A 12804-nucleotide genomic window follows, 5' to 3' on the forward strand; every position below is an offset into this window, starting at 1 on the left:
AACGAGCGTGGCTTGGATCACATTGATGGTTCCGGCTCGGCACTTGAGGAGACAGCATGAACTCGACGACGGAACAGGCTCCGGCACAGCCCGAAGCCCGCCGGGTCGCGGCGCCGGCACGGGGGAGCGCCCCTGGGGCCAGCTCAAAGAATCGGAAACGGAGCAAGCCCCCGCAGCAGAGTTTCCGGTCCCGCCTGCGACGCGACAAGCAGATGCTGCTCATGATGGTCCCGGGTGTGGCCTTCCTGCTGCTCTTCTTCTACATCCCCATCCTGGGCAACGTCATCGCGTTCCAGGACTACCAGCCGTACTTGGGCATCGGAGACAGCTTGTGGGTCGGCTGGCAGAACTTCGTGGATCTGTTCGGGAATCCGGACTTCATCCACGCGTTCTGGAACACCCTGTACCTGGCCGCGTGGCAGTTGGTCTTCCTCTTCCCAGTGCCGCTGGTCCTGGCGCTGATCGTGGATTCCCTCATCAGTACGCGGGTCCGTCGCATTTTCCAGAGCATCGCCTACCTGCCCCACTTCCTTTCCTGGGTGCTTGTCATCGCGTTCTTCCAGCAGATGTTGGGCGGCGCTGGTTTCGTCAACAACCTGCTGAGGGACTGGGGCATGGATCCCATTCCCTTCATGACCAACCCGGAAACCTTCCCCGTGATGGTGGTCGTCCAGATGATCTGGAAAGACGCCGGCTGGGCAATGATCATCTTCCTGGCAGCACTCGCCAGCATCGACGCTTCGCTCTACGAAGCTGCGGCAGCTGATGGTGCCGGTCGCTGGCGCCGGATGTGGCACATCACCCTTCCCGGGTTGAGGCCCGTGATCGTGCTCCTGCTGATCCTGCGCATCGGCGACATCCTCTCAGTCGGCTTTGAACAGTTCATCCTCCAGCGTGACGCTGTAGGCGCCGGGGCCGCAGAAGTGCTGGACACCTTCACCTACTACACCGGCGTAGTAGGAGGTGGCTGGAGCTCGGGTGCTGCAGCCGGCCTCGCCAAGGGCGTGGTCAGCGCGCTGCTGATCTACGGCGCCAACAAACTTGCCCACCGCTTCGGCGAAGACGGAATCTTCGCAAAACAAGTGCGCTGACAACCACGCTGACCCGCGCGCCTGCCGCACAAGGAGAACCCCATGGCAACAACACTTTTTACCAGGAAATCCCGGGAGCTTACTTACAACCCCAAGCGCCCGGTGTGGAAGGAGAAGCCTTCCGCCCTTTACCAAACGATCAAAGCGATAGTACTGATCGTCTTCAGCTTGTCCATCCTCACGCCCATCCTGCTGGTGGTGTCCACGTCCCTCGCTGACACCGAACAACTGGTGAAGGCAGGCGGCTTTGTTCTTTGGCCCGAGCGTCCCACGCTGGAGGCCTACGCCACCATCTTCAAGGGCCCCATGGTGCTTCAGTCACTGGGTGTCAGCATGCTGGTCACCGCGGTCGGCACCATCCTGGCCCTGTTCGTGACCATCACCATGGCGTACGCCACCAGCCGCACGGTGCTCTTTGGCCGTCCCGTGATTCTGGCTGTCCTGTTTACGCTTCTGTTTGCGCCTGGCCTGATCCCGTCGTTCCTGATGATCCGTCAACTGGGCCTGCTCGATTCCTTGTGGTCCCTGATTCTTCCGGGCATCTTTGGAGCCTTCAACTTTGTGGTGATGCGATCGTTCTTCATGAACATCCCGGGCGAACTGATCGAAAGTGCCAGGATCGACGGCGCCAACGACTGGCAAATCCTGTGGCGCATCGTGATGCCACTGTCCAAAGCCGTGATCGCCGTCGTCGGGCTGTTCTACGCCGTCGGGTTCTGGAACTCGTTCTTCAACGCCCTGCTCTATATCAACGATCACAGCAAGTGGCCCATCCAATTGCTGCTCCGCAACTTCGTGGTCCAGGGCAGTGGTGCGGCGGACCAACTGGGAATCACCACCACCCCTCCGCCGCAGTCCATCCAGATGGCCGTAGTTGTCGTGGCGTTGGTCCCGATCCTGATGGTCTACCCGTTCCTCCAAAAGCACTTTGCCAAGGGCGTCATCACCGGCGCCGTCAAGGGCTAACTCCCTCCCGAAGTCCAGAAAATACCCCAAAGCACTCAAACCTCACAGAAAAAGCAAGTAACCAGAAAGGGTTATGCCATGACGAGCACTACCTCTCAGGCTGGATTCAGCCGCCGCGGTTTCCTTGGCCTCGCAGGCCTGGCCGTGACCGCTGCAGGCCTGTCCGCCTGCGGTGGTGGCGGAACCGCGAGCAACGGAGGCGCCGCTGCCTCCGCGACGGTCAAGTTGCCCACGTACAAGGAATTCACCGGCGTCACCCCGGACATCGCGGGCAACGCCAAGGGCCTCCAAGCCGGCTACTTCAAGCTGCCCACTGCTGTGCAGTCCGTGAAGACGCAGCCGCTCAAGGGCAAGGTGACCGGCCTGACCGAAACCTTCGACACCATGAGCCCGGGCTTGAAGGACAACCCCTTCTGGCAGCGGCTCAACGCCAAGCTCGGCGGGGACCTGGAGCTCCAGATCGCCGAAGACATCGGAGACGGCTACCCGGCCAAATTCGCCACCGTCCTGGCCAGCAACGATCTCCCGGACATGATGTGGGTTCCACCGAACCAGGGCATTCCCAACGTCGGCCCCATGCTGGAGGCCAAATTCCAGGACCTGACGCCGTACCTCTCCGGTGACGCCGTGCTGGAGTACCCCAACCTGGCCGCACTGAAGCCCGATTCCTGGAAGACCGCCGTCGTGAACGGCAAGATCTGGGGAGCCCCCATCCCCAGTACCCCGTTCGGCCAGGTGTACCTGGGCAACCACGACATGTGGAACAAAGTTGGTGGATTTGAAGCTTCCAGCGCCGACGAATTCCTGGAGAAGGCCAAGGAACTGACCCGTCCCGGCGACCAGCAATATGCGCTGGAGCCGGCCTACATCAACGCCCTCCACATGGTCACGGAATGGTTTGGCGCCCCCAACAGCTGGGCCGTCAACAAGGACCGCACCCTGACCCACTTGTATGAAACCGACGAATACCTGGCCGGTGTTGAGTTCACGGCCAAGATGTTCGCGGCGGGTGTGTTCTACCCGGACTCCAAGGCCACGGACATCCGCTCCCGTGTGGCGAACGGCAGTGTTGCCGCGCAGGTTGTGGTGGGCCCGCACGATATCCGCAGCTACCGTGCCCTGAACAAGACTGCCCAGTTCGATGTCCTCATTCCCTTCAGTGCCGACGGCAAGGTCAAGCCTGTGTATGACATGGGCTACGGCACGGTGGGTTTCACGCCGTTCAAGAAGGCCGAAGAGGGCAAGATCCGCGAACTGCTGGCGCTCATCAACTACCTGTCGGCGCCGTTTGGCACGGTGGAGTACATGCAGAAGAACTTTGGCGAGCTCGGCGAGGACTACACGATCGATGGCTCCGGCAACCCGGCGCGCACCGAAACAGGAACCACCAACGCACCAGGCCTCGTCTCGGCGTTGAACATCATGTCCAGCCCGGAGAACGTCATCTTCAACCCGGGTTACGACGACGACACCCGGTACGTCAGCCAGCAGGAGGAAAAGCTCCTCGAATTCGCGTGGCGCAACCCCACTAACGGTTCGTACTCGGACACCAACGCCAAGGTGGGAGCGAAGATCACCAAGCAGCTTCGCGACAAGGTGGTGGACATCATCACCGGCCGCGCCAAGATCGACGAACTCAAGGATGCCGTCAAGCGCTGGAAGAGCGAAGGCGGCGACAAGATGCGCGATGAGTACCAGGCCGCGTTGGACCCCAACGTGCCGGTGTTCAGAAGCTAGCCTCAAACCAACAAGAACCAACGCGCCACGACAGAGAAGATCAGCAGGGGGAACCATGGCAAAAGCAAGCACCACCGGAGTCCGGCCCACCATCCGCATGGTGGCCGAACTGGCGGGAGTGTCCACGGCTACGGTCTCCTACGTGCTGTCCGGTCGCCGCGGTGATGGCGGACCGGGCGTTTCGGATCCGACGGCGGAAAAGGTCAAGGCGGCTGCGGAGCGGCTGGGGTACCGTCCCAACCAGGCCGCGCGGGCCATCCGGACAGGGCGCACCAATACCGTGATCCTGTCGCTGACCATGCTGTCCGATCCTTGGTCCTTGTCCGTGATCGAGGCCGTGCAAAAGGCGGCCGGTCCTTTGGGAATCACGCCGATGATCCTTGGGGACGCGGACTGGGTCAAAGTGCTCGGCACGCACAACGCCGATGCCGTGTTCGTTGACGCCGTCCGTCCTGAACAGCGGGGTGCCCTGCGCAAACTGGCAGAGCATGGAACCACCCTGGTGGTTTTTGACGAAGAGGTCCCAGCGGACGGCTTCGATGTCATTCGATCCATCGCGGGGCCAGGCTGCCGCATGGCCGTGGAGCACCTGCTCCACGGCCATCGCAGGATTGCTTGCTTGACTCCGGCCACGGCGGCCGGCACACCCGGCGGCACCCGGTACCGGGCATATGCCGAGGCATTGGAGCATGCGGGCATTCCGGAACGCGAGGACTACGTGGGATTGTTCGATGGCACCAGCGCAGGGGCATACGCTGCGGCAACCCGGGTGCTCAGCATGACGGACCGGCCAACCGCCATCTATGCCACGACGGATTTCGCCGCCGTCAGCGCCATCAACGCTGCCCAGCGTTTGGGCCTTTCCGTAGGCACCGATGTGGACATCATCGGCGTGGGCAACACCGTGGAAGGCGAACGGATGTCGCCCTCGCTCAGCACCGTAGGTCCAGTGGATTTCTTCGACAAGCTGGCCCGGCTGCTCCTGCGGCGGGCAACCGGCCCTGCTGAGACCACCGCAGCGGAGGAACCCGACGTCCTGGACTTCCCGTGGCACTTGTTCGTGCGTGAATCGGCGCCGCACCGCAGCGCCGCAACCAGGCTTTACTAAGAAACAGAAGAAGGAAATTGCACACCATGGAAAAGGATTTGAAGGTTGGCATCGTAGGTTTCGGCCTGCGTTCTGGGCTGTGGAAACACGCCCACAAGCCAGGTCAGGGCTCTGAGGTCACCATTGTCTGCGACCTCAGCGAACGAGGCCGGGCAGATGCTGCAGAACGGATCCCCACGGCCCGAGTCACCGGGGATCTGGAAGAACTCCTGAGCAGTGGGATTGACGCCGTCCTGGTCCTGACCCCCGATAACCAGCACGCCGCCGTCGCGGTCCGAACGCTCAAGGCGGGCATCCCCACGTTCTGCGAGAAGCCGCTGGACATCACCATTGAGGCTGCGGACCGGATCCTGGCAACGGCCTACGAAACGGGCACGCGCTTGTATGTGGGCCACAACATGCGGCACATGCCGGTTGTAGTACAGATGCGCCAACTCATCGAGGACGGCAGGATCGGCGAGGTCAAGGCTGTTTGGTGCCGTCACTTCGTGGGTCACGGTGGTGACTATTACTTCAAGGATTGGCATGCCCAGCGCGCCAACGTCACTTCGCTTCTGCTCCAAAAAGGCGCCCACGATATCGACGTGATCCACTGGCTCGCCGGGGGGTACACCAAGCGTGTTGCCGCCGTCGGCGATCTCGCGGTCTACGGCGACGTCGCGAACCGCAGCAACAACGCCGGAAAGCGCATGGGTGACTGGTTCTCCATGGACAACTGGCCGCCCACGGAGCAGAAGGACCTGGCGGAAGTGATCGACGTCGAAGACATCTCCATGATGAACATGGTGCTGGACAACGGTGTGCTTGCCTCCTATCAGCAGTGCCACTTCACACCCGACTACTGGCGCAACTACACCGTCATCGGCACCAAGGGCCGCATCGAAAACCTCGGCGACGGACCTGGCGAGACCATCCATGTGTGGACCAGCCGGTCATCCGGCTACGCGGCACCGGACGAGGTCATTACCATCCAGGACGGCGAAGGCGGCCACGGTGGCGCGGATCCCCGCTTGATCGAGGAGTTCCTGCGCTTTGCGTCCCAAGGCGGCCAAACGCAGACGAGTCCCATTGCCGCCCGTCAGGCAGTCGTGGCCGGCATCCTTGCGGCGGAATCACTCCGCGGTGACGGCTCTGCGCTTGAGGTTCCGGAGCTCCCTGCCGAACTGGTGGAGTACTTCGACGCCGGCCAGCCCGCCCTGGTCCGCGACTGACCGCGCGCGGTCAGCGGGGGCCGGACAGGTCCACAAGCTCGGTCATGACGGTTTGAAGTGACTCGCAAACCGTCATGACCGATTTCCGTTTGAGCGTCTCCGGCCGGGCCAGGATGTCGATCTTGCGCACCGAATTCACGCCGGACAGTGGACGCAGCACCACTCCGGCATCCAACACACGTCGCGCTGTGAACCGCGGCAGCAGCCCGATCGCCCCACCCGCGGAAACCAGCGCCGCAACGGTCGAATAGTCGTTGATCCGGTGCAGCACCTCTGCCGGTCTGCCGCTCACGGCGACGACGGCGGCCAACACGTCCGCGGGGGAGTAGCCATCGCGGCTGGTCACCCATGATTCACCCACGACGTCGGATGGCTCCAGTTCCTGCCGGCCCGCCAGGGGGTGATCCGCGGGAAGGGCGATGTCGAGGGGCTCGTCTGCGAGTGGAATTACCGCCACCTTGTCCTCCGGCCACTGCGGGCTGTTGTCCATCCGGTGTGCCAAAACGAGGTCGTACCGTGCGGCCAACCCGGGGAAATCCTCCTGGGCCACATCCTCGTCGGACAGTCGCAGGCGAGGCGACTTCCCGCCGTCGGACGCTGTTCCGGACGCCAGCAGCGCCGCCAACGGCGCGAACAGCGCCTGCCCCGCGCTGTGGAACGCGCTCACGCTTACCGGTGCGTCCGGAGCATCGTGATAGGCACCGATTGCTGCCCGCGCATCTGCCATGGCGTTCACGACGGCGGCACCCGCCTCGGCGAGGACGCGGCCGGCGTCAGTCAGCACCAAGGCCCTGCCTTCTTTGCGCGTCAACGGCACATCCACCGATTTCTGCAGCAGTGCGAGCTGCTGGGAAACAGCCGACGGAGTGACCATGAGCGTCTCGGCCACCGCTTTCACGCTGCCGAGGTCGCCAAGCTCGCGAAGCATCTGCAACTGGTGTATTTCCATTAGCAAATCCTAAATCGTTGATTGAGAAGAATCTAGTTGTGCTAAATCGTTGACGGGGCTCTAATGGACTCAGCAGCAGCGAAGCAGCCCCGGCAGTGAGGAAACCCATGAAGGCTCTCTACAAATCCGGACCCCACGCAGGGTTCGAACTCGTCGAACGTCCTGAGCCCGAAGCGGGCCCCAGCGACGTCAAGATCCGTGTGATGACCACCGGTATCTGCGGCACCGACCTGCACATCCAGAGCTGGGACGCCTGGGCCCAGAGCATCATCGAAACGCCGCTGATCGCCGGCCACGAGTTCTATGGCGAAGTAGTGGAAATTGGCGAAGACGTCCGCGACGTCAAGGTAGGGGACCGGGTCTCCGGCGAAGGCCATGTGGTCTGCGGAATCTGCCGCAACTGCCGCGCCGGCCGCCGCCAGATGTGCATCCACACCGTCTCCGTCGGCGTGCAGCGCGATGGTGCCTTTGCTGAATACGTCGTCATCCCGGAAACCAACGTCTGGGTCCACCACGATGAATCCGTCACCCCCGAACTCGGTGCCATCTTCGATCCCTTCGGCAACGCCGTCCACACCGCGCTGAGCTTCCCTTTGGTCGGCGAAGACGTGCTGATCACCGGTGCCGGTCCCATCGGACTCATGGCCATCGCCGTCGCCCGCCATGCCGGCGCCCGCAAGATCGCCATCACGGACGTCTCTGCTCCGCGACTGGAACTTGCCCGCCAGATGGGCGTTGACCTGGCCGTCGACGTCTCCAAGATGCGCGTCCGCGACGCCCAGCAGGAACTGGGTATGCGCGAAGGGTTCGATATCGGCCTGGAAATGTCGGGACACCCCACCGCACTGCCTGAGATGATCGACAACATGAACCACGGCGGCCGCATCGCCATGCTCGGCCTCCCCAGCCAATCCATTGACATCGACTGGGGCAAGGTCGTCACGCACATGCTCACGCTCAAGGGCATTTACGGCCGCGAGATGTTTGAGACCTGGTACGCCATGAGCGCCATGCTGTCCTCCAACCCCGTGCTGCACCGCAACATCTCCGCGGTAGTCACCGACAAGCTCTCTGCCAAGGACTGGGAGAAGGGCTTCGAGATCGCCCGCAACGGCACCGGCGGCAAAGTGGTCCTCGACTGGACTGAACTGTAGCTGGACCTGAACTGCACCCGGCCCCCACAACTTTAGGAGCACCCCTTATGTACTCAGCCATCAAAGACCAGCTGCAAGGCGAACTGGACGAGATCCGCAGCGCCGGCCTCTTCAAGACCGAACGCCACATCGACTCGCCGCAGGCCAGCCACATCGCCGCAGGCCAGCTCGGCCAGCCCGCCAACAAAGTCCTGAACTTCTGCGCCAACAACTACCTGGGCCTGGCTGACCACCCGGACATCATTGCCGCCGCGAAGTACGCCATGGACGAGCGCGGGTTCGGTATGGCGTCCGTGCGCTTCATCTGCGGAACCCAGGACCTGCACCTGGAACTCGAGGCACGCGTTTCCACGTTCCTGGGGACCGAGGACACCATTCTGTTCTCCAGCTGCTTCGACGCCAACGGCGGCGTGTTCGAATCACTCTTTGGCCCCGAAGACGCCATCATCTCGGACTCCCTGAACCACGCGTCCATCATTGACGGCATCCGCCTGAGCAAAGCCAAGCGCTTCCGCTACGCCAACCAGGACATGGCGGACCTCGAAGCAAAGCTGGTGGAGGCCGAGGGGTCCCGCCGGAAGATCATCGTCACGGACGGCGTGTTCTCCATGGACGGGTTCCTTGCGCCGCTTGAGGCCATTTGCGACCTCGCTGAGAAGCACGACGCCCTGGTCATGGTGGACGACTCCCACGCCGTCGGCTTCATGGGACCCACCGGCGCCGGCACTCCGGAGCACGCCGGTGTCTCCGAGCGTGTGGACATCTACACCGGCACGTTCGGTAAAGCCCTCGGCGGTGCGTCGGGCGGTTACGTTTCCGGCCGCGGCGAGATTGTGGCGATGCTCCGCCAGAAGGCTCGCCCGTACCTGTTCTCCAACTCCCTCGCCCCGGCCATCGTTGCGGCCACCATCAAGGCGATCGAACTGGTCCAGGAATCCGGCGAACTCCGTACCCGACTGTTCGAGAACGCAGCACTGTTCCGCCGCCGCATGAGCGAGGAAGGCTTCGAACTCCTCGACGGCGAGCACGCCATCATCCCCGTCATGTTCGGTGATGCCGTGGTTGCGGCCAAGGTCGCCGACGAAATGCTCAACAACGGCGTTTTCGTCACGGCCTTCAGCTTCCCGGTAGTGCCGAAGGGCGTGGCCCGGATCCGCGTACAGCTCTCCGCTGCGCACAGCGCGGACGACGTCGAAGCGTGCGTTCAGGCTTTCGTCAAGAGTCGCGCCGCGGTCGCCTAAGACCAACCCTCTCTCACATCCCTCGGGTTTGGGGCCGACGGTCTCTCACATCCCTTGGGTTTGGGGCCGATGCTCTCTCACTTTCTTCAAGAAAGTGGGAGAGCATCGGCCTATAGGTGCCGAAGATATCGTTCGGGGGCATCCAGGAATGATCGCCAGTTGGTGGTCAGGTCCAGGTCGGCCCATTGCCTGGGGCGTAAGCCCCATTGCCCGACTTCAAGTATTTGAGCACCCGGAAGTGCGGCTAGCAGAGGCGAGTGCGTAGACATGATGACTTGGGACTTGCCTCCAACCAGCAACTCCTTGAGAACTGACAGCAAGCTGAGGCAGCCATTGAAGGACAACGCTGATTCCGGCTCATCCAATACCCATAATCCGGGCCCGCGGAACCGGTCAACAGCGAGCTCAAGGAACGATTCGCCATGGGACATGTCGTGGAAGGGCAGGTCGCCGAACGTGCTGGGGTTCTTCTCCAGATAGGTGAAAAAACCATGCATGGTCTCAGCACGGAGAAAGTATCCCCGTCTGCTGCTGCCGGCGTTGCGGATGAGTTGCAGGTGGTTGCCCAGTTCGGATTCCGTGGACCTTGTGGTGTGGCGGGCTCCCGTTGAGCCGCCCTCCGGCGACAAACCGTAGGCCAAGGCGATGGCCTCCACCACTGTTGACTTACCAGAACCGTTTTCGCCCACGAGGATGGTTGCGGGAGTCAGGTCCAGACCTTGTTCCAGAAGCTGCGTTACCGGGGGCAGGCTGGCAGGCCACTGTTGGCGGTCCAGTGCGTTGGCGGGATCTTCTGTCACCCGCCGAATGGGATGGTTGCGGTGCATGCCGTCATTGTTGCAGCCCTGGCCGACGTTGAGGCCGCCGGGACCGGCGCAGATCACGAACGCGGGATGTGAGAGATGGTTTCGTTGGAGGGCGCGGGATGTGAGAGAGCATCGGTTCTGTCAGGATGGAGCCATGGCTTCGAATTATGACGTGGTAATCGTAGGCGGCGGCATTGGTGGCCTGTCCTTGGCGGCGGCTCTCGCGGGCAAGTGCACGGTTGCCCTTGTTGAGGCCGAGCAGTCCTTGGCCTTCCACACGTCGTCGCGTTCCGCCCGGCAACTTATCCCCAGTTACGGTCCGGCAGTGGTGCAGGATCTGACCATTCGAACCCTGAAGATGTTGGCAGCCCGGGATTCCCAGGCGGCCGAACCCATCCTCACGCCACGCGGTTTCATGCTGGTGGGTGACGCAGAAACAGTACACGCCGAGGCCAGCGGCAACATGCATGCCATCACCCACGACGAAGCGATGCGACTTTGCCCGGTGCTCGACCCCGACTCATTCACCGCGGCAGGACTGGATAACGGCTCCTTTGGCTGCAACGCTCCGCTCCTGCTTGAGGAACACCGCCGCACAGCGGAAGCTGCGGGCGTGGACATCATCACCGGAGCCAAGGTCCACTCCGCCCAGCGATTGGGGAGCGGCTGGCAGGTGGGCGCGGGAACCGAAGGGTTCCAGTCCGGCGTCGTGGTCAACGCCGCTGGTGCTTGGGCAGATGAGCTGGCCGTCATCAGCGGGGTGGAGAAGCTGGGACTGCAGCCGTACCGTCGGACCGCTGCGATCGTGAACGTTGAGAACCCTTTGACGCCGGAAACACCCATGGTGTGCGCCGCTGACGACACATTCTATTTCCGCGCCGAGGGCAACCAGGTGCTGATTTCGCCGTCGGAATCCGTGCCGAGCGGAGCCGAGGACGCCAAGCCCTACGCAGGTGATGTGGAGGCCTTGATCAGCAAACTCAACACCGTGACGTCCTTGGGAATCCACTCAGTGGACCGGGCGTGGACCGGCCTACGGACAGAAGCTGCAGACGGGATTCCAGTGGTGGGATTCGACGCTGAAGCACCCGGCTTCTTCTGGCTCGCCGGGCAAGGTGGCTATGGCTTCCAGACATCGTCCGCCATTGCGGAGCTGGCCGCAGCACTGATCCTCGGCGACGTACAGGACGACAGTCCGGAATCCCGGACAGCGGAGCAGTTGGCGGCCGTGCGTTGGTCCATCCGGCGCTGAACAATAGGGTCATGAGCGGAATCAGGAACGGGAACAGCGTCAGCACGGTCATCACCAACATCGGCGAACTGATGACCCAGGACCTGGAGCATCGGGTGCTGAAGGATGCCGCCATCGTGATCGAAGGCGAACGGATTTCATGGATCGGCGCTGCCAAAGATGCTCCTGCTGCTGACCAAATGGTCGACGCCGAAGGCCGTGCAGTCCTGCCGGGCTGGGTGGACTCGCATTCCCATCTTGTTTTCGCCGGGGATCGCACCGCTGAGTTCGAGGCCCGCATGGCCGGTGAAAGCTACAGCGCTGGAGGTATCGCTGTCACCACAGGCGCCACCCGCAGCGTCAGCGACGACCAACTGACCCACCTGGTCCGTGACCGCGTGGCTGAGGCAGTCTCACAGGGGACCACATACTTGGAGAGCAAGACCGGCTACGGCCTGGACGTGGAGAACGAGGCCCGCAGCGCCCGCATCGCCGCAGCGGAAGTGGACGAGGTCACCTATCTGGGCGCGCACTTGGTCCCCAGCGGCTCAGATCCGGAAGAATACACCGACCTGGTCTGCGGCCCCATGCTCGACGCCGTCCTCCCGTACGTCCGCTGGGCTGATGTCTTCTGCGAGCGGGGCGCGTTCACGGAGGACCAGTCCCGTCGGGTCCTCACTGCAGCGCGTGCCGCCGGCCTGGGCCTGAGGGTCCACGGCAACCAGTTGGGCGAGGGCCCAGGTGTTGCCCTGGCCGTAGAGTTCGCCGCAGCGAGCGTCGACCACGTTAACTACTTGTCGGACCCGGACATCCGGGACCTCGCAGGAACCTGGGCCGACTGGGATCCGGCCACCGGAATGGGCACCAGAGGCACGGTGGCCACCTGCCTTCCCGCCTGCGACCTCTCCACCCGTCAACCCTTGGCACCAGGCCGTGAATTGATCGACGCCGGTGTCCAGATCGCCCTGGCCGCCAACTGCAATCCAGGGACCTCGTACACCAGCTCCATGGCCTTCTGCGTCACCACTGCTGTGCTGCAAATGCACTTGAGCGTCCACGAAGCCGTCCGGGCGGCGACGTACGGCGGCGCCTTGGCGCTGGGCCGGGAGTCAGGGAACGACGTCGACGGCGAACGGGCGGTGGGTTCGCTCGCCGTCGGACATCGGGCAGACCTGCACCTGCTCAAGGCACCGTCGGCCACACACCTGGCTTACCGACCGGGGATCCCGCTGACGCACTCGGTGTGGCGGGCCGGGGTCCGGGCTGTCTGACAAAAGCACAAAACAGGGGCGGTGTTCCGGTAGGAACAC

General features: G+C 63.0%; 11 protein-coding genes. 9 read left to right on the forward strand and 2 right to left on the reverse strand.

The window, feature by feature from the left end; all coding sequences use genetic code 11:
* Nucleotides 1-56: 56 nt before the first annotated feature.
* The 5 genes from AB4Y77_RS07195 (at nt 57) to AB4Y77_RS07215 (ending at nt 6113) form a co-directional block, all read left to right on the forward strand.
* A complete protein-coding gene (locus AB4Y77_RS07195) occupies nt 57-1091 on the forward strand; it encodes an ABC transporter permease (RefSeq protein WP_442013420.1) in 1035 nt (344 codons plus the stop codon).
* 42 nt (nt 1092-1133) lie between these two features.
* A complete protein-coding gene (locus AB4Y77_RS07200; protein ID WP_442013421.1) occupies nt 1134-2057 on the forward strand; it encodes a carbohydrate ABC transporter permease in 924 nt (307 codons plus the stop codon).
* 78 nt (nt 2058-2135) lie between these two features.
* Entirely contained in the window at nt 2136-3794 is a 1659-nt protein-coding gene (locus tag AB4Y77_RS07205) for a sugar ABC transporter substrate-binding protein (RefSeq protein WP_442013422.1), read from the forward strand.
* A 55-nt stretch (nt 3795-3849) separates the two neighbouring features.
* Nucleotides 3850-4902: a LacI family DNA-binding transcriptional regulator gene (locus tag AB4Y77_RS07210; RefSeq protein ID WP_442013423.1), complete on the forward strand. Its 1053-nt coding sequence runs from the start codon at nt 3850-3852 to the stop codon at nt 4900-4902.
* A 17-nt stretch (nt 4903-4919) separates the two neighbouring features.
* Nucleotides 4920-6113: a Gfo/Idh/MocA family protein gene (locus tag AB4Y77_RS07215; protein WP_442013424.1), complete on the forward strand. Its 1194-nt coding sequence runs from the start codon at nt 4920-4922 to the stop codon at nt 6111-6113.
* A gap of 10 nt (nt 6114-6123) precedes the next feature.
* On the opposite strand, the gene AB4Y77_RS07220 is transcribed toward AB4Y77_RS07215, so the two are convergent.
* On the reverse strand, nt 6124-7062 hold the full coding sequence (locus AB4Y77_RS07220; protein ID WP_311214344.1) for a LysR family transcriptional regulator: 939 nt from the start codon (nt 7060-7062) through the stop codon (nt 6124-6126).
* Between the two features lie 107 nt (nt 7063-7169).
* Here AB4Y77_RS07220 and tdh point away from each other — a divergent pair, with 107 nt between their 5' ends.
* Complete coding sequence (gene tdh / locus AB4Y77_RS07225) at nt 7170-8216, forward strand: L-threonine 3-dehydrogenase (protein WP_311214345.1); 1047 nt, start codon at nt 7170-7172, stop codon at nt 8214-8216.
* Between the two features lie 47 nt (nt 8217-8263).
* Complete coding sequence (locus AB4Y77_RS07230) at nt 8264-9457, forward strand: glycine C-acetyltransferase (protein WP_442013425.1); 1194 nt, start codon at nt 8264-8266, stop codon at nt 9455-9457.
* Nucleotides 9458-9567: 110 nt separating this feature from the next.
* On the opposite strand, the gene AB4Y77_RS07235 is transcribed toward AB4Y77_RS07230, so the two are convergent.
* The gene (locus AB4Y77_RS07235; protein ID WP_442013426.1) at nt 9568-10284 is read right to left on the reverse strand and encodes an AAA family ATPase; all 717 of its coding nucleotides are present in this window, start codon (nt 10282-10284) and stop codon (nt 9568-9570) included.
* A 133-nt stretch (nt 10285-10417) separates the two neighbouring features.
* Between AB4Y77_RS07235 and AB4Y77_RS07240 the strand changes: the two genes are divergently transcribed.
* Nucleotides 10418-11515: an NAD(P)/FAD-dependent oxidoreductase gene (locus tag AB4Y77_RS07240; RefSeq protein ID WP_442013427.1), complete on the forward strand. Its 1098-nt coding sequence runs from the start codon at nt 10418-10420 to the stop codon at nt 11513-11515.
* A gap of 11 nt (nt 11516-11526) precedes the next feature.
* Complete coding sequence (gene hutI, locus AB4Y77_RS07245) at nt 11527-12765, forward strand: imidazolonepropionase (protein ID WP_442013428.1); 1239 nt, start codon at nt 11527-11529, stop codon at nt 12763-12765.
* The last annotated feature ends 39 nt before the right edge of the window (nt 12766-12804 follow it).

It is taken from the genome of Paenarthrobacter sp. YAF11_1 (assembly GCF_052113445.1).
In the GTDB taxonomy this organism is placed as follows: Bacteria; Actinomycetota; Actinomycetes; order Actinomycetales; family Micrococcaceae; genus Arthrobacter.

Excerpts from the sequence above, each read along its gene's own strand:
- AB4Y77_RS07195 (WP_442013420.1), top strand. The coding sequence starts at position 57 with ATGAACTCGACGACGGAACAGGCTCCGGCACAGCCCGAAGCCCGCCGG.
- AB4Y77_RS07200 (WP_442013421.1), top strand. The coding sequence starts at position 1,134 with ATGGCAACAACACTTTTTACCAGGAAATCCCGGGAGCTTACTTACAAC.
- AB4Y77_RS07205 (WP_442013422.1), top strand. The coding sequence starts at position 2,136 with ATGACGAGCACTACCTCTCAGGCTGGATTCAGCCGCCGCGGTTTCCTT.
- AB4Y77_RS07210 (WP_442013423.1), top strand. The coding sequence starts at position 3,850 with ATGGCAAAAGCAAGCACCACCGGAGTCCGGCCCACCATCCGCATGGTG.
- AB4Y77_RS07220 (WP_311214344.1), bottom strand. The coding sequence starts at position 7,062 with ATGGAAATACACCAGTTGCAGATGCTTCGCGAGCTTGGCGACCTCGGC.
- tdh (WP_311214345.1), top strand. The coding sequence starts at position 7,170 with ATGAAGGCTCTCTACAAATCCGGACCCCACGCAGGGTTCGAACTCGTC.
- AB4Y77_RS07230 (WP_442013425.1), top strand. The coding sequence starts at position 8,264 with ATGTACTCAGCCATCAAAGACCAGCTGCAAGGCGAACTGGACGAGATC.
- AB4Y77_RS07235 (WP_442013426.1), bottom strand. The coding sequence starts at position 10,284 with ATGCACCGCAACCATCCCATTCGGCGGGTGACAGAAGATCCCGCCAAC.
- AB4Y77_RS07240 (WP_442013427.1), top strand. The coding sequence starts at position 10,418 with ATGGCTTCGAATTATGACGTGGTAATCGTAGGCGGCGGCATTGGTGGC.
- hutI (WP_442013428.1), top strand. The coding sequence starts at position 11,527 with ATGAGCGGAATCAGGAACGGGAACAGCGTCAGCACGGTCATCACCAAC.